We start from the raw sequence: 15,387 nt of genomic DNA, 5'->3' as shown, positions 1-15,387 counted from the left end.
TAATAATCATTTGGCACTGGCTTAACAAGCACCCTGTTGAGTTCTCAAACAACCAACACACACCGCCGAACCTCACCGTTACCGGCTCAGCCCGCCCGGGGCGTTTCGTTCTTATCTAGTCTAGCAGGCCCGTTTTGCGGTGTCAAGTTCGCGTTTGCGAACTATGTCCCGTTTGCGGACACGTGACAACTCTTCCGGTTACCCGGTCGAGTGTCGTAGGGTATCGGCAGGACGTCCGCTGCGGCTCGCTTCCGCGACCCGCTTGCCTCGTCCGTGTTCCCTGCCGGTCGTCTACCTTACCCGCTTCGCGCCTGGCGTCCAAATCGCGTTCGCCGAACGTTTCTGCGGGCACGATCACTCGCCGGTCACCCGGTTTGATGATCGCTTTGGTTGCGACAGGCCGTCCGCCGCGGCGCGTCTTGCGCTCCGCTATGTCGTCCGTTTCCCTGCCGGTCATCTACGTTACCCGGCTTTGGGATCACCACCAAATCGATCACTCTCTTTGGTGATGACGACCGCGCCGGGCGCCGTAGCGAGGGTCCAAGCTACAGCGCGCCCGGCGGGACCGCCAAATCACCCGGCGACGAACTCGACCCCGGCGAACGTGCGCTTGCCCTTGCGTAGCACCAGCAGGCCGCCCGCCAGCGCACGCTCGGCCGGCACGACCTCCTCGGCGTCGCCGACCCGCTCGTTGTTCACGTACGCGCCGCCTTCGGCCACCGTCCGCCGCGCCTCGTTGCGGCTGGAGGCGAGGCCCGCCGCGATGAACAGGTCGGCGACCGTGGAGCCGGCCGGGGCGGAGACGAGACCGGCCTCGCTCAGCGCCGCGCGAAGGGTCGACGCCGTGAGCTCGCCGAGCGAACCCCGCCCGAACAGGGCCTGGCTCGCCGCGATCACCTGCGCCGTCTCCTCCGCCCCGTGCACGATCTTGGTCATCTCCTCGGCGAGGCGCCGCTGCCCGATCCGCGCCGAAGGCCGCTCCGCGCTCTCCTTCTCGATCTCCTCGATCTCCTCGCGCTCGAGGAAGGTGAGCTTGCGCAACAGCCCGCCGACCAGCGCGTCCTCGAGGTTCACGAAGTACTGGTACAGCGCGTATGGGCTGGTCATCTCCGCGTCCATCCACAGGCTCCCGCCGCCGGTGGACTTGCCGAGCTTCTCCCCGGCGGAGTTCACCAGTAGTGGCGTGGCCAGGAGATGTACCGAAACACCTTCCACGCGATGAATCAGGTCGGTGCCGGCCGTGAGGTTGCCCCACTGGTCGCTGCCGCCGGTCTGCAGCTTGCAGCCGTAGCGCCGGTAGAGCTCCAGGAAGTCCATCCCCTGCAGGATCTGGTAGCTGAACTCCGTGTAGCTGATGCCGGCGTCAGAGTTCAGCCGCGCGCTCACCGCGTCCTTGGTCAGCATCTTGTTGACCCGGAAGTGCTTGCCGATCTCGCGCAGGAAGTCGATCGCCGACATCGGCGCGGTCCAGTCGTAGTTGTTCACGATCTGCGCCGCGTTGCTGCCGGAGAAGTCGAGGTACGGCTCGATGTGCCGCTTGATCCGCTCGACCCACTCCGCGACCGTGTCCGCCGAGTTCAGCTGCCGCTCGGCCGAGGGCCGCGGGTCGCCGATCAGCCCCGTCGCGCCGCCGACCAGGGCGAGCGGGCGGTGCCCGGCCAGCTGCAGCCGCCGGACGGTGAGCACCTGCAGGAGGTTACCGATGTGCAGGCTGGGAGCCGTGGGGTCGAAGCCGCAGTAATAGGTGATCGGCCCCTTCGCCATCTCCGCGCGGAGTTCGTCGAGGTCGGTCGAGAGCGCGATGAGGCCGCGCCACTGCAGGTCTTCGAGGACATCGGTCATGGCGCCGATTCTTCCACTCACCCCCGGCCAGCCCCCACCGCGTTACGGTCCCCGCGGGTGACCGGGTTTTGTCATACCCGGCCGTTAGGGTTGGGTCATGGCAGTCGTGAAGATCAACGCGATCGAGGTCCCAGAGGGCGCCGGCCCTGAGTTGGAGCGCCGTTTCGGCGCCCGGCACGGCGCGGTCGAGGACGCACCCGGCTTCCTCGGCTTCGAGCTCCTCCGCCCGACCGCCGGCGAGACGCGATACTTCGTCTACACCAAGTGGGAATCCGAGGAGCACTTCCAGGCGTGGGCCAACGGCCCCGCCCGCGAGGCCCACTCCGGCGAGCGCGCCAAGCCCGTCGCGACCGGCTCCAGCCTGCTGGAGTTCGAGGTCGTCCAGCGCGCGGACCCGCGGCCCTGACATGGCCCGGTTCGTCCTCTTCCCCGGCCGGCACCACCTCCTGACCCGCTTCCAGGCGGTCTACCTGCGCGGTCTGGTCGAGGACGGCGCAGGTGAGGACCTGCACACCGCGACCACGATCGTGTGGGCGGTGACCAGTGCCAACCACCAGAACACCAAGCGCAACCCGCTCCCCTACGACCGCCGGGAGGCGGCCATCGAGCGGTTCAGCGTCGAGGAGGGCCTCCGCTCCCTGGTCGTCCCCGTCTTCGACGCGGCGCACACCGACCGGTTCGCCGAGGTGACGCTCAAGAGCGTGGAGTCGGTCCTCGGCCACCACCTCACCCCGGCCGACACGGTGGTCGCCTGCTCCACGCCCGAGGTCGCCACGCTCTATTCGGCCCTGGGCTTCTCCATCGCCCTCGTCGAGGCCGACCCGGACTTCGCCCCGCCGAGCGCCCCGGAACTCGCCTCGCCGAGCGCCCCGGCGTCTCGCCCAGCGGACGCCCGGACGGCCGACGCCAGGGGCGACGGCAAGACCGCCGCCGGCCACGACGCCCGGACGGCCAGCGCGAGCAGTCCCGGAGGCCACGGCGAGACCGCCGCCAGCCACGACGCCCGGACGGCCGGCGCGAGCAGTCCCGGAGGCCACGGCGAGACCGCCGCCAGCCACGACGCCCGGCGGGCCGGCGCGAGCGCAGGCGACGGCGACACCGCCGCTGGCCACAGGGACGCCGGCTCACCTCCCTTTCGGCCGTGGGACGTGCTCCTGCGCCTGGCCGCCGGCGATCCGGCCTGGCGGGAGCTGGCCCACCCGGCGACCGTGGACGTGTACGACCGCTATCGGCTCGACGAGCAGGTCGCGATGGTGGTCAACGACCCGGTCGTCGGCGAGGAGGGCGGGCTCACCACGACCCGCGACTACCGCACCTACGCGGAGGCGTTCGAGGCGAGCGCCGAGCGCAAGTGGCAGACGGTCCGCAGCCACGTGCGCCCCGGCCGGATCGTCGACGTCGGCTGCGGCGCCGGCGCGGTGCTCGCCCTGGCCGACCGCGAGCCGGCCCTGCGCGAGAGCGACCTGATCGGCGTCGAGGTCGCCCGCCACCTCTACGAGGAGTGCGTGCACCGCAAGGCCCAGGGCTGGTTCAGCAACCCCAACGTCTACTTCTACTGCCGCAACGTGCTGGGCGGGGCCGTCTTCCCGCCCCGCTCGATCGACACGACCCTGACCTTCGCCCTGACCCACGAGATCTGGTCGTACGGCGACCGCATGGCCTCCCTGCGCGCCTTCGCGCGGGCCATCTACGACCAGACCGTCCCCGGCGGCGTCTGGATCAACTCCGACGTCTGCGGCCCCGACGACCGGCTCCGCCGCGTTCGGCTCACCCTGCAGGGTGCCCCGCCCACGCCCGGCGCGACGACTGCCGGTGGCCCGGCGGTGCCGTCGCTGGACGGGCTCGAGCGGGACGAGATCGCCGCCCTGGTCGCCGGGCTGCCCACCCGGGCCCGCCTCGACCGGTTCGCCGCGGACTTCCACTTTCCCTTGGACTACAAGGACCTGGCCGAGCCGGGCAACCCCGGAGCCGTCGAGATCGCGCTCGGCGACGCCATGGAGTTCCTCACCCACAAGGACTATCCGGACAACTGGCTGTCGGAGGCGCACGAGCAGTTCTGCGGCCTGGAGTTCGCCGACTGGAAGTCCCTGCTGACCGACGTCGGCTTCGAGGTCGACCCGGCCTCACACTCGTGGCGCAACGACTGGATCGTGGACAACCGCATCCGGCCGTACGCGGAGCTGTCCACACTGGACGGTGTACCGCTCGCCTGGCCCGACACACACGTCCTGCTGATCGCCCGCCGACCGCTCAACACCTGACGAGGAGACGACGTTGAAGGCGTTGCAGTATTCCGAGTACGGGCCGTCGAGCGTCCTGCGGGTGGTCGAGCTGCCCGAGCCGCAGGCCTCGGCCGGCCAGATCCGCGTCGCGGTGCGGGCCGTGGGCGTCAACCCGTACGACTGGAAGGTGCGCAGCGGGGCCTTCGGCGACACCACCCCGAGCCGGCTGCCGGTGGTGCCGCACTCCGACGTCGCCGGAGTGGTCGACGCCGTCGGCGAGGGGGTCGAGGGCGTCGCGGTCGGCGACGAGGTCTTCGGGGTGGCCGTCGGCGGCGCGGCGGCCGACCTGGCGGTGCTGCGCTTCTGGGCGCCGAAGCCGGAGGGCATGCCGTTCGCCGAGGCGGCCGGCCTGCCCAACGTGGTCGAGACGGCCGGCCGCGCGCTCGACCTGCTCGCCGTGGAGAAGGGCCGGACCCTGCTGGTCAACGGCGCCGCCGGCGGCGTCGGCATCGCCGCCGTCCAGCTCGCGGTCGCCCGCGGTGTCACGGTCATCGGCACCGCCAGCGAGCGCAACCACGACTTCCTCCGCGGGCTGGGCGCCATCCCGGTGACCTACGGCCCCGGCCTGCCCGACCGCGTCCGCGCCATCGCCCCGGCCGGCATCGACGCGGCCCTGGACACTGCGGGCCGCGGCGCCGTCGCCGAGCTCGTGACGCTGACCCCCACCCCGGCCGACGTGGTGAGCATCGCCGACTTCGACGCCCCCCGCCACGGCGCCCGCGTGACGGACGGCTCCGAGGGGCGGGCATGGCCGACCCTGCTGGAGGCCGCCACGCTGTACGCCGAGGGCCGCTTCACGATGCCGGTCGAGCGCACCTTCCCGCTGGCCGAGGCCGCCGCCGCCCACGACCTGAGCGAGTCCGGCCACGTGCGGGGCAAGATCATCCTCACCGTCTGACCCAAGGACCGCGGCACGGCACCCGCGCAGGGTGACCGCGGACGCCAGGTCAGGGGTCGAGCAGGACGACCGGGGCCGCCAGGTCAGGGGTCGAGCAGGACGACCGGGGCCGGGACGGCGCGCTTGCACTCGCGGTTGTCGCCCGACGAGCGGCCGAGCAGGTGCCGGCCGGCCCAGGGCAGCATGTGACGGCGCACCCAGGCGAGCTCGGCGGCGATGACCTGGTGGCGGCGGCGCACGGCCGGCGGTGGGAGCCCCGCGGCCCAGGAGTCGTCGAAGCCCGGGAGGCCCAGGGTGTACGCGAGCGCGGCGCCGATGCGTTCATGGCCCGCGCTGTTGGCGTGCAGGCGGTCGTCGCCCCAGAGGCGGGGGTCGGAGGCGACCGGGTACGCGCCCAGGTCGAGCAGGACCGCGCCGCTGTCCGCGGTGACCTTGCGGATCTCGTCGTTCAGGGCGAGCACCCGGCCCCGCAGCGGGCGGGCGATCGGCATGACCGGGGCGGGGTCGGGCAGGGTGAACGTGAGGACGGTCGCGCCCTGGGCCACCAGCGCGTGCTGCATCGCGTGGATGTCGCGGGCCACGGCGGCCAGGTCGAAGGACGTGCGCATGATGTCGTTCATGCCGGCGACCACCGTGGCGAGGTCGGGGCGCAGGTCGAGCGCCGGCTGCAGCTGCTCCGCCCGGATGCGGGCCGTGGTCCGGCCGCGGATGGCCAGGTTGGCGTACTCGAGAGCGGCGGACCCACCGTCGGCCTGAGCGCGGGCGACGTGCTCGGCGAAGCGGTCCGCCCAGCCGCGGTAGCCGCCGCGGCCGTCCGGGTCGTCCATGCCCTCCGTGGTGCTGTCGCCGATCGCGACGTAGCGGCGGTACGTGCGCGGGATCATGCTTCGCGCAGCGCGTAGGCCGCGCGGGCCGACTCGACGGCGGGAAGGTGCTGCTCCGCCCAGGCGCGGCAGGCCTCCATGGCCGGGAACAGGGTGCGGCCGAGGTCGGTGATGGCGTACTCGACGTGGGGTGGGATTCCGGGGTACGACGTCCGCGTGATCATGCCGTCGCGCTCCAGGGCGCGCAGGGTCTCGGTGAGGACCTTGGCGGAGACGCGGCGCAGCGGGACGCGCAGCTCGCTGAAGCGGCGAGGACCGTCGGCCAGGCACACCAGCACCATGCCCGCCCACTTGTCGCCGATCTGGAACGGCACCACGGACGACGGACAGGCCGGATCGAAGAGGTCCTGCGGAAGGGGGTCCAGCATCGGCTTACCGTAGCGCGGCCCTCGGTTACGTTGCAGTTACCGGGGCCTCCCGTTCTACCGTCCGCGGCATGACGAATGTTGTGGTGTTCGGAGCGGGTGGACGGGCCGGCCGGGCGGTGCTGGCCGAGGCCGAGCGACGCGGGATCGACGCGACCCCGGTGGTCCGCGATCCGGCGAGACATCCTGACGTCGCCGGGGCGGTTCCCGGCGACGCCACCAGCGCCGCGGACGTCGAGCGGGTCGCCCGCGGGCACGACGCGGCGATCGTGGCGGTCTACGCCGCCGAGCTGGACACGGCCGCGTACGGGCCGGCGATGCGGGCGCTGCTCGAGGGGTTGGAGCGGGCGGCGGTACCGCGCCTGCTGCTCGTCGGCGTCGCCACGACGCTGCCCGGTGAGCACGGCGTCCCGGTCTTCGAGGAGCCGGAGTTCCCGGCCGATTGGCGGCCGTTCTCCCGGGCCCGCGCCGACGAGCTGGACGTGCTCGAGCGGTACGCGGGCCCGGTCGACTGGGTGCTGCTCACGCCCCCGATGGAGCTGGTCGAGAAGCCGGGCGATACGCGGTACGAAATCCGGAACTTCGGAGGTCCGCTGACCTATGCCGCCCTGGCCTGCGCCCTCCTGGACGAGGCCGCCGAAGGCCGGCACCACCGCCGGCAGATCGGCGTCTCGGGAACCTAGACAGAGCGCTGGTAGGACCGGAAGGTTCGGGCGGACAACAGCACCAGCGCCGCCGCCAAGGCCAGCAGCAGGCCGCCGGAGGACAGCGTGCGGGGCCAGTCGTACGTGCCCAGCAGCGCCGACCGGCAGACCTCCAGGGCCCAGTTCACCGGGTTGCCGCGCGCGATCGTCCGCATCCACGACGGCATCAGTCCGGGGGCCACGAACGCCGAGGACAGGAAGGTCAGGGGCAGCAACAGCAGCGTGTTCATGCCGATGATGGACTCGCGCTGCCGCACCAACATGCCGGCCGTGTTCGACAGGGCGCTGAACACGACCGCCAGCAGGGCCGAGGCGGCGAGGAGCAGGAGCACGCCGCCGAGGGGGTACCGGGCGCCGGCGGCCAGGCCGAGCAGCACGATGATGATCGACTGCACGGTCACGCTCAGCGTCGTCTCGATGACCACCGCGTCGAGGATCGCGCCGCGGCGGGCCGGGGTGGTGAGGAAGCGGTTCATCGTGCCGCGGTCGATCTCCTCCAGCACGCCCATGCCCGACCACATGCTGGACGACACGGCGCTCATCACCACGACGCCGGGGACGAGGTAGGCGAGGTAGCTGCCGCCGCCGAAGCCGGGAAGGTCCACGATCTTGCGGAAGAGGTTGCCGAAGAGGAAGAGCCAGATCGCGGGCTGGATGATCGTGAAGACCAGGAACGCGGGCTGCTGGATGAAGACCTTCAGCCGCCGTCCGGTCAGATACGCGAGGCTCACGCCGTCACCTCCGCTTCGCTCCGGTGCCGGCGAGAGCCGAGGCTGCGTCCATTGATCGCGGCCCCTCCGCTTCGCTCCGGACCGCTCATGCGGCCACCTCCATCCGGCGGCCGGCGTGCTTGAGGTACACGTCGTCGAGGCTCGGGCGGGCGACGGTGACCGTGGCGACCCTGATCCCGGCGGCCTCCAGCGCGGCGAGGGCGGCGGGCGCGGCGGCCGCCCCGTCGTCGGCCCGGGCGGAGAGGCGGTTGCCGTCCAGCGTGACCTCGCGCATGCCGGGGAGCCCGGACAGCGCCGTCCGGGCCTTCGGCCCTTCCAGAGATTCCAGGACTTCGATGTGTACGGCGTCCCCGCGCAACTCCCCCTTGAGCCGGTCGGGCGTCCCCTCGGCCACGACCCGCCCGCCGTCGACGATGACGAGCCGGTCGGCGAGGCGGTCGGCCTCGTCGAGGTAGTGGGTGGTGAGCAGGATGGTCATGCCGTCCAGGCCGCGGATCTCCCGCCACAGCGCCGCCCGCCCCTCGGGGTCCAGGCCGGTGGTCGGCTCGTCGAGGAAGAGCACGGTGGGACGGTGGACGAGCCCCATGGCCACGTCGAGGCGCCGCTGCATGCCGCCGGACCATTCGCGGGTACGGCGCCCCGCCGCCTCGGCCAGGTCGAAGCGCTCGAGCAGTTCGTCGACCCGCCGGCGCAGGGCGGCGCCGCGCAGGCCGAAGAGGTGGCCCTGCAGGGTGAGGTTCTCCCGGCCGGTGGCGGCCGGGTCGAGGCCCGAGCGCTGGGCCACCACGCCGATGGCGGCCCGCACGCGGCCCGGCTCGCGGGCGACGTCGTGGCCCACGACCTCGGCCCGGCCCGAGTCGGCCCGGGCGAGCGTGGTGAGGATCTTGACGGTGGTCGACTTGCCGGCGCCGTTGGGGCCGAGCAGGCCGAGGATCTCGCCGGGCTCGACGCTCAGCGAGAGGTGGTCGAGGGCGCGCACGCCCTTGGGATACGACTTGACGAGGTCGCGTGCCAGCACGGCAGCGGTCATGACGGGTTCTCCGGTCGGATCGGACCGGGCCCGCGGGTTCGCTATCCTGGTGTTCGTTGCAGACACCGAGGCCGGACCCGTTCCCGCGGGATCGGTCGAGGTCGTTGCCGGGCCGTGGTGTTCCCGCACCGCGGCCCGGCGCTTCTATTGGTGCTCTTCGTGGTACTGCCGCCACATCTGCATTCCGGAGAGCTCCCCGGACTCGATCTCGGCGACGAGTCCCCGCAGCCAGTCCGCCTCGGCGCGCAGCAGCGCCAGCCCGTACTCGGCCTCGATGATGAACAGCCGGGGGACCTTCTCGGCGGACGCGGCGAGACTGGCCTCCTCGGCCGCGATCTGGTGGACGAGCACGTCCAGCCGCTTGCGCAGCAGGTAGGCGGCCTCGTCGGGCGGCAGGATGCCGAGCACGGAGAGGCCGGAACGCAGGCGCGGGTACTCCCGCTCCGGCGCGGCCACGATCTCCCGCAGCCAGTCGACGGTCTCCTCGCGGCCGGCGTCGGTGATCTGGTACACGGTCCGCTCGGGGCGCCGGCCTTCCCGGGCCGTGTGCGCCGCCTCGACGAGGCCGTGCTTCTCGAGGTTCTGCACCACGGTGTAGAGCGAACCCCACTGGATCTTGACGTCCTGCTCCTTGCCGCGGCCCCGCATCTCCGCCGCGATCTCGTAGGGGTGCATGGGGCGCTCGTACAGCGTCGCGAGCACGTGCAGCCCGAGCAGGTTGCCGACCCGGCGGCGCTTCGCCATCACCCCGTACACCTCCCCCGCCTACTCGCATGCGTGTACTCGCAGACGAGTATAGGAGAATACTCGTCCACGAGTAAAGCGAGGACACGAGTAAGGCGAGGACGCGAGTAAGGCGAAGGGCTAGAAGGCGGAGGGCTAGAAGGCGGAGGCGAAGGCTTCGAAGCGCTCGGCGACGCCGGTCAGGTCCTCCCGCTCCGGCTCCGTGCTGGTCTCCTCACCCACGGTGGTGGAGACCCGCCAGCGGCGCTGGGCCGGCACGAAGGCGACCTTGATGGAGGAGCCGTCCTCCCGCCACAGCTCGGCCACGGTGTTGTCCTCGTCCAGGCGGCCGATGAAGTCGCGGATGTCGTCCCCGGTCGGGTGGTGGGCCAGGGAGCCGTCCTCGGTCGTCATGCGCGGCACCGGCACGCGCAGCAGCCGCCGCGGCTGCCACAGCGCGGCCGGCTGGTGGCGGCCCGGCCGCTGGAAGCACAGCAGCTCACACTCGTCGGCGAGCTTGTGGATGAAGTCCAGCGCCTCCGTGGGCGCGTCGCCGCGCAGGGTGAGCAGGACGTGGGTGGGCTCGCCGGCGACCGGCTCCGCCCACAGCCCGGCGTCGACGCCGGCGCGCACCTCGCGTTCGAACCGCTCCACGCCGCGATCGACGACAGCCCATGCCGCATCGCCCCGCCGCAGTGCCTCGAAACGGTCGACGCCCTGGTCAACCGTGATCGGCCGGGCCTCGTACCAGATACCAACCTCGATCAACTCCGCCATGGGAGTCCACCGTACGGAACCGGCAGAAACCGGCGCAACTGAGCCACGCAGTGTGCCGACTCCGTCACCCCTGCGTCGTTTCACCCACGGTGTCCGGTCGTCTCCGATATCTTGTGCGCCGTCACCGACTCGACCAGCCCGCCGGCCTCGTGCGCGGTGAGGATCAATGGGCCGCCGATGTCGTCGGGCAGGTCGAGCGAGATGACGGTCAGTGGCAGCAGCGCGACCCGGCCCCAGTCGGTGAGGCGCCCGGCCGGCGCGGCGCGCACGGCGGCGATGTCCCGCCACAGCACGACGACCGGCGGGTGGCGGCTGGGCGCCGGGCGGCGCAGCCGGAGCGTGAGCCCGCCCGGGCCGGCCTCGGCATACACCGGCACACCGCCGCCGAACAGCAGCGCGAAACCGGCGCCGAGCTCCCAGATCAACGCGGCGCGGTGCAGCGGGACGTGGCAGAGCCAGCGCTCGGCGCCGCTCGCGAGCAAAGCGCGCTGACGCCGCCGCGCCCACCACTGGGCGAGGAAGAGGGGTCCGATCGCGGCCGCGGCGAGGCCTGCGAAGGCCAGCCCGGCCCACCACCGCCCGAGCAGCGGCAGCCCGACCGGAACCGCGGCGGCGAGGAACAACCACCAGCCGCGCCCCCGCACAGCTCCAGGCTACGTTGACGGCCGGACGTCCCAGCGGGCGTCGGCCCCGCGCGAGCGACGCCCCGAGCACGTGTTTGTCTCCGGCCGCCCCGGGCGGTCACGATGAGGCATGCGCAGTGCGATCTACCCCCGGCTCCTGCTGCTGGCCACGTCCGCCGTCGTCGCGCTCGGCCTCGCGGCCTGCGGCGACCCGGCCGGGACCCCGGCCGCGGACAGCAACTTCGCATCGGGGCCACCGGCCTCGGCCGGCTCCGGCTCCGCCTCGGCGCCGGCCGACGCGGGCCTGGGCACGGCGGCGACGCCGTCGGCCACGGCGGTGCCCGTGCCGGCCGGGGTCACCGCCGGGATCGTGATCTACGACCGGCAGGCCGGGCAGTACGTGCTGCAGCAGAAGGGCAGCTGGCGCTTCCGGTCGGCGTCGCTGGTGAAGCTGCTCATCGCGCTCGACTACTTCTGGGACAAGGGGCCGTCGTACTCCGTGCCGCCCGCCGACCAGCCGAAGCTGGAGATCATGCTGCGCTCCAGCGACGACGCGGCCGCGACCGCCTTCTGGAAGGCCGACGGCCAGGGCGACATCGTGACCCGCATGGTGCAGCGGCTCGGGCTGCAGGACACCGCGCCGCCGCCCGTCAGCCAGCCGGGGTACTGGGGCTACACGGCCGTCAGCGCCGCCGATCTGGTCCGGGTGTACCAGTACATCCTGGACAAGGCCCCGGAGCCGGTCCGCGAGTTCGTCATCGACAACCTGCACCAGACGACGAAGTGCGGGACGGACCACTACGACCAGTCGTTCGGCATCCCCAGCACGTTCAAGCAGCCGCGCGCGGCCAAGCAGGGATGGTCGGGCTTCGGCGACGACCCCGCCACGCCCTGTGTCGCGGGCGCGGACCTGGCGTCGGCGGCCAAGCCCGCCTTCGTCCCCGCGGCCTCGCCCAACAAGCCCGACATGGTGGGCGAGGTGCTGCACACCACGGGCACCGTCGGCGAGGACGACCGGTACATCGTCGCCGTGCTGACGGTGCACCCGGACGGCACGCAGTTCGCCAAGGCCGCCGCCGCCGTCACCAAGCTCACCAAGGCGCTGCCGTTGCCCGCGTCAACGAAGCTGTGAATCCCGCAGTACCACTGGAAGATCGAACTGCGGGAACAGCGCGGCGTCGAAGGTGGTGAACTCGGCGACCCGCCCGGCGTCCATCCTGATCACGTCGAGCTTGAACGCCCGGAACTCGCTGTCGCCGGGCGCGCGCAGGTAGCTGGCGGCGGCCGGGGTGCGGTTGGCCGCGGTCGGCACGAGGCGCCACTCCCCCATCCCGTCGAACGCCCGGTGCAGCAGCGGGAGGAACTCGGCCAGCCCGCGGTACTCCATCGGCAGCGGCGGCATGGTGACCCGCACGTCCTCGCGCAGCAGGGCGACCGTCGCGCCGACGTCGGCGCTGTCGTGCGCGGCGATGAGCCGGGCCAGCAGCTCCCGCTCCTCGCCGGTGGGCGCGCTCGGCATGCGGTCCCGCTCCGGGGCCGACTTGAGCGTCGCCCGGGCCCGCTGCAGGGCGCTGTTGGCCGCCGGGACGGTCAGCTCCAGCGCCTCGGCGGTCTCCGCGGCCGACCAGTCCAGCACGTCGCGCAGCAGCAGCACCGCGCGCTGGCGGGCCGGCAGCAGCTGGATCGTGGTGAGGTAGGCCAGCTCGATCGTCTCCCGCGCCACCACCACGGCGTCGGGCTCGTCCTCGGCCGGCGCGACCTGGTCGAGGAGCTGGTCGGGATAGGGCTGCAGCCAGGAGACCTCGGCGCCGGCGGCGGGCGGGCGGCGATTGCTGCGGCGGATGGCGTCCAGGCAGGCGTTGGTGGCGATGCGGTACAGCCACGCGCGCGCATTCGTCCCGGGCTCGAAGTCGTCGTGGTGCCGCCACGCGCGCAGGAACGTCTCCTGCACCGCGTCGTCGGCGTCGGCGAACGAGGCGAGCATGCGGTAGCAGTGCACGTGCAGCTCCCGCCGGTGCCGGTCGAACAGCTCCTGGAAGTCCACGGCCCCAACGTACCGAGTCGTGTAGAGATGAGCCGGGCGGCTCCGACCACCTGGTGAACCGCGACCCGAACGAGGAGCTGAGGATGAAGTACCTGCTGCTGATCAACATGAACCCCGACGTGTGGGCGACCCTGACCCAGGCCGACATCGACGAGGTGATGGCCGGGCACGAGACGTTCATCAAGACCATCACCGAGAGCGGCGAGATGATCCGCACCGACGCGCTCGGGCCGGTCGAGGAGAGCGCCGTGGTGCGGGTGCGGTCCGGCGCGCAGACGGTGACCGACGGGCCGTACGTCGAGGCGAAGGAGTTCCTGGCCGGCTTCTACTTCGTCGAGACGGCGACGAAGGAGCGGGCACTGGAGCTGGCGGCCATGATCCCCGACGCCAAGTGGAACGCGATCGAGGTACGCCCGATCATCCACACACAGGAGGCGTAACCCTGCGTGCCCATGGGATGGCCGATCCGTCACCGACCGGATCGGTCATCCCGGTTCTGTCGGTGGGAGTCCGTAGGATAGCCGCCGTGGATAGCGGGATGAGTTCGCTCGATGTGTTACGCCGGGTGTTCGGCTACGACGAGTTTCGGGGCAGCCAGGGCGAGATCATCGAGCACGTGATCGGCGGCGGCGACGCCCTGGTCCTCATGCCCACCGGCGGCGGCAAGTCGCTGTGCTACCAGATCCCGGCGATCGTGCGGCCGGGCACCGCGGTCGTCATCTCGCCGCTCATCGCGCTCATGCAGAACCAGGTCGACACCCTGCGCGAGCTGGGGGTGCAGGCGGGGTTCATCAACTCCACGCTCGACTACGACATGCGCCGCACGGTCGAGGCGCAGTTCGCCGGCGGGGAGCTCGACCTGCTGTATCTGGCCCCGGAGGCGCTCGCCTCGGCCGCCACCATGCGCCTGCTGGAGCGGGGCCGCATCGCGCTCTTCGCGATCGACGAGGCGCACTGCGTCTCGCAGTGGGGCCACGACTTCCGCCCCGACTACCTCAACCTGTCGATGCTGCACGAGCGGTGGCCCGACGTGCCGCGCATCGCGCTGACGGCGACCGCGACCACCGCGACGCACAAGGAGATCGCCACCCGGCTCGGCCTCACCGACGCCAGGCACTTCGTGTCGAGCTTCGACCGGCCCAACATCCAGTACCGCATCGTGGCCAAGCAGGACCCGCGGCGCCAGCTGCTGGACTTCCTGCGCCGCGAGCACCGCGGCGACGCCGGGATCGTCTACTGCCTGTCCCGCAACTCCGTGGAGAAGGTCGCCGAGTTCCTCAAGGACAGCGGGGTGCCGGCGCTGCCGTACCACGCCGGACTGGACGCCCAGACCCGCGCCGAGCACCAGAACCGCTTCCTGCGCGAGGACGGCCTGGTCATGGTGGCCACGATCGCGTTCGGCATGGGCATCGACAAGCCCGACGTGCGCTTCGTCGCCCACCTCGACCTGCCCAAGTCGATCGAGGGCTACTACCAGGAGACCGGCCGCGCGGGCCGCGACGGCGAGCCCTCCACCGCCTGGCTCGCCTACGGCCTGCAGGACGTCGTGCAGCAGCGCAAGATGATCGACACCTCCGAGGGCGACGCCGCCCACCGCCGCAACCTCTCCCAGCACCTCGACGCGATGCTCGCCCTGTGCGAGACGGTCGAGTGCCGGCGGGGTCAGCTGCTGGCGTATTTCGGCCAGGAGCAGACCGGCGGCTGCGACAACTGCGACACGTGCCTGGCCCCGCCCGAGTCCTGGGACGGCACGGTGGCCGCCCAGAAGCTGCTCTCGACCATCCTGCGGCTGCAGCGCGAGCGCAACCAGAAGTTCGGCGCCGGCCAGTGCATCGACATCCTGCTCGGCAAGAAGACCGACAAGGTCGTGCAGTGGCACCACGACGAACTCTCGGTCTTCGGCATCGGCGCCGACCTGCGGGACACCGAGTGGCGCACGGTCGTGCGCCAGCTGCTTGCCCAGAGACTGCTGAACGTCGAGGGCGACTACGGCACGCTCGTGCTGACCGACAGCAGCGCCGACGTGCTGGCCCGCCGCCGGCAGGTCATGCTCCGCCGTGAGCCTGACCGCCCCATCTCCGCGGCGAAGGCGGCCAAGACCGCCCGCCGCGACGCCCAGGCCGGCGCCGACCTCTCGCCGGAGACGTTGCCGGTCTTCGAGCACCTGCGCGCGTGGCGCGCCACGACGGCCAAGGCCCAGGGCATGCCGGCCTACGTCATCTTCCACGACGCGACGCTGCGCCAGATCGCCGCCGACCGCCCCCGCACCCTGTCCGACCTGGCCCGGGTCAACGGCGTCGGGGAGAACAAGCTGGCCAAGTTCGGCAACGAGATCCTCGCCGCCCTGGCCGAGCTGGGCCCCGGCTCGGATGCGCCGCCGCCGGCCCCGGCGCCGGCCTCGCCCACCCCGCCCGCTCCGGCGGTCGCGCCGGCACCGCGCTCGCCATCGCCCGCTCCGGCGCCCCGCTCGCCATCTCCCCGGGC

Annotated in this window: 16 protein-coding genes; 7 read left to right on the top strand and 9 right to left on the bottom strand. The window is 72.1% G+C overall.

The window, feature by feature from the left end:
* Nucleotides 1-573: 573 nt before the first annotated feature.
* Complete coding sequence (gene tyrS, locus ABD352_RS26060) at nt 574-1,842, bottom strand: tyrosine--tRNA ligase (protein WP_344615108.1); 1,269 nt, start codon at nt 1,840-1,842, stop codon at nt 574-576.
* Nucleotides 1,843-1,939: 97 nt separating this feature from the next.
* On the opposite strand from tyrS, the gene ABD352_RS26055 reads away from it, so the two are divergent.
* Genes ABD352_RS26055 through ABD352_RS26045 form a run of 3 tightly spaced genes read left to right on the top strand, consistent with a single transcriptional unit; the run spans nt 1,940 to nt 5,022 of the window.
* On the top strand, nt 1,940-2,248 hold the full coding sequence (locus ABD352_RS26055) for an antibiotic biosynthesis monooxygenase family protein (protein ID WP_344615107.1): 309 nt from the start codon (nt 1,940-1,942) through the stop codon (nt 2,246-2,248).
* A gap of 1 nt (nt 2,249) precedes the next feature.
* Nucleotides 2,250-4,103, top strand: coding sequence for a class I SAM-dependent methyltransferase (locus tag ABD352_RS26050; protein WP_344615106.1), 1,854 nt, complete (start codon nt 2,250-2,252; stop codon nt 4,101-4,103).
* A gap of 13 nt (nt 4,104-4,116) precedes the next feature.
* Nucleotides 4,117-5,022 (top strand): NADP-dependent oxidoreductase, encoded by a 906-nt coding sequence (locus tag ABD352_RS26045; protein ID WP_344615105.1) that lies wholly within the window; start codon nt 4,117-4,119, stop codon nt 5,020-5,022.
* Between the two features lie 83 nt (nt 5,023-5,105).
* On the opposite strand, the gene ABD352_RS26040 is transcribed toward ABD352_RS26045, so the two are convergent.
* Both ABD352_RS26040 and ABD352_RS26035 read right to left on the bottom strand, forming a co-directional pair.
* Entirely contained in the window at nt 5,106-5,906 is an 801-nt protein-coding gene (locus ABD352_RS26040) for an SGNH/GDSL hydrolase family protein (RefSeq protein WP_344615104.1), read from the bottom strand.
* Nucleotides 5,903-6,274 carry a winged helix-turn-helix transcriptional regulator gene (locus ABD352_RS26035; RefSeq protein ID WP_344615103.1) on the bottom strand — a complete coding sequence of 124 codons (372 nt, stop codon included), beginning with the start codon at nt 6,272-6,274 and terminating at the stop codon, nt 5,903-5,905. The genes ABD352_RS26040 and ABD352_RS26035 overlap by 4 nt, the downstream gene beginning before the upstream one ends.
* A 68-nt stretch (nt 6,275-6,342) precedes the next feature.
* Here ABD352_RS26035 and ABD352_RS26030 point away from each other — a divergent pair, with 68 nt between their 5' ends.
* Nucleotides 6,343-6,954, top strand: coding sequence for an NAD(P)-dependent oxidoreductase (locus ABD352_RS26030; RefSeq protein WP_344615102.1), 612 nt, complete (start codon nt 6,343-6,345; stop codon nt 6,952-6,954).
* Here ABD352_RS26030 and ABD352_RS26025 read toward each other — a convergent pair.
* The 5 genes from ABD352_RS26025 to ABD352_RS26005 all read right to left on the bottom strand — a co-directional run bounded on the left by ABD352_RS26025 (nt 6,951) and on the right by ABD352_RS26005 (nt 10,880).
* Nucleotides 6,951-7,706 carry an ABC transporter permease gene (locus ABD352_RS26025; protein WP_344615101.1) on the bottom strand — a complete coding sequence of 252 codons (756 nt, stop codon included), beginning with the start codon at nt 7,704-7,706 and terminating at the stop codon, nt 6,951-6,953. The genes ABD352_RS26030 and ABD352_RS26025 overlap by 4 nt on opposite strands.
* A gap of 85 nt (nt 7,707-7,791) precedes the next feature.
* Nucleotides 7,792-8,736 (bottom strand): ABC transporter ATP-binding protein, encoded by a 945-nt coding sequence (locus ABD352_RS26020; RefSeq protein WP_344615100.1) that lies wholly within the window; start codon nt 8,734-8,736, stop codon nt 7,792-7,794.
* Nucleotides 8,737-8,880: 144 nt separating this feature from the next.
* A complete protein-coding gene (locus tag ABD352_RS26015; RefSeq protein WP_344615099.1) occupies nt 8,881-9,480 on the bottom strand; it encodes a PadR family transcriptional regulator in 600 nt (199 codons plus the stop codon).
* A gap of 135 nt (nt 9,481-9,615) precedes the next feature.
* Nucleotides 9,616-10,236: a hypothetical protein gene (locus ABD352_RS26010; RefSeq protein ID WP_344615098.1), complete on the bottom strand. Its 621-nt coding sequence runs from the start codon at nt 10,234-10,236 to the stop codon at nt 9,616-9,618.
* Between the two features lie 80 nt (nt 10,237-10,316).
* Nucleotides 10,317-10,880, bottom strand: a complete 564-nt coding sequence (locus ABD352_RS26005; RefSeq protein WP_344615097.1) for a hypothetical protein — start codon at nt 10,878-10,880, stop codon at nt 10,317-10,319.
* Nucleotides 10,881-10,989: 109 nt separating this feature from the next.
* Between ABD352_RS26005 and ABD352_RS26000 the strand changes: the two genes are divergently transcribed.
* Entirely contained in the window at nt 10,990-11,991 is a 1,002-nt protein-coding gene (locus ABD352_RS26000; RefSeq protein ID WP_344615096.1) for a hypothetical protein, read from the top strand.
* On the opposite strand, the gene ABD352_RS25995 is transcribed toward ABD352_RS26000, so the two are convergent.
* Complete coding sequence (locus ABD352_RS25995; RefSeq protein ID WP_344615095.1) at nt 11,977-12,903, bottom strand: RNA polymerase subunit sigma-70; 927 nt, start codon at nt 12,901-12,903, stop codon at nt 11,977-11,979. The two genes, ABD352_RS26000 and ABD352_RS25995, sit on opposite strands and share 15 nt — an antisense overlap.
* 83 nt (nt 12,904-12,986) lie before the next feature.
* Between ABD352_RS25995 and ABD352_RS25990 the strand changes: the two genes are divergently transcribed.
* Nucleotides 12,987-13,343, top strand: coding sequence for a YciI family protein (locus tag ABD352_RS25990; protein WP_344615094.1), 357 nt, complete (start codon nt 12,987-12,989; stop codon nt 13,341-13,343).
* A 98-nt stretch (nt 13,344-13,441) separates the two neighbouring features.
* Nucleotides 13,442-15,387: DNA helicase RecQ (recQ, locus tag ABD352_RS25985; protein ID WP_344615093.1), on the top strand; the 1,946-nt coding region annotated here is incomplete at its 3' end.

Origin of the sequence: Dactylosporangium salmoneum (assembly GCF_039532525.1) — a bacterium.
GTDB classification, from domain to species: Bacteria; Actinomycetota; Actinomycetes; order Mycobacteriales; family Micromonosporaceae; genus Dactylosporangium; species Dactylosporangium salmoneum.
This window is presented reverse-complemented; position numbering and strand designations above follow the sequence as displayed.

Coding starts and splice junctions, on each gene's coding strand:
- tyrS (WP_344615108.1), bottom strand. CDS start 1,842: ATGACCGATGTCCTCGAAGACCTGCAGTGGCGCGGCCTCATCGCGCTC.
- ABD352_RS26055 (WP_344615107.1), top strand. CDS start 1,940: ATGGCAGTCGTGAAGATCAACGCGATCGAGGTCCCAGAGGGCGCCGGC.
- ABD352_RS26050 (WP_344615106.1), top strand. CDS start 2,250: ATGGCCCGGTTCGTCCTCTTCCCCGGCCGGCACCACCTCCTGACCCGC.
- ABD352_RS26040 (WP_344615104.1), bottom strand. CDS start 5,906: ATGATCCCGCGCACGTACCGCCGCTACGTCGCGATCGGCGACAGCACC.
- ABD352_RS26035 (WP_344615103.1), bottom strand. CDS start 6,274: ATGCTGGACCCCCTTCCGCAGGACCTCTTCGATCCGGCCTGTCCGTCG.
- ABD352_RS26030 (WP_344615102.1), top strand. CDS start 6,343: ATGACGAATGTTGTGGTGTTCGGAGCGGGTGGACGGGCCGGCCGGGCG.
- ABD352_RS26020 (WP_344615100.1), bottom strand. CDS start 8,736: ATGACCGCTGCCGTGCTGGCACGCGACCTCGTCAAGTCGTATCCCAAG.
- ABD352_RS26015 (WP_344615099.1), bottom strand. CDS start 9,480: ATGGCGAAGCGCCGCCGGGTCGGCAACCTGCTCGGGCTGCACGTGCTC.
- ABD352_RS26010 (WP_344615098.1), bottom strand. CDS start 10,236: ATGGCGGAGTTGATCGAGGTTGGTATCTGGTACGAGGCCCGGCCGATC.
- ABD352_RS26000 (WP_344615096.1), top strand. CDS start 10,990: ATGCGCAGTGCGATCTACCCCCGGCTCCTGCTGCTGGCCACGTCCGCC.
- ABD352_RS25990 (WP_344615094.1), top strand. CDS start 12,987: ATGAAGTACCTGCTGCTGATCAACATGAACCCCGACGTGTGGGCGACC.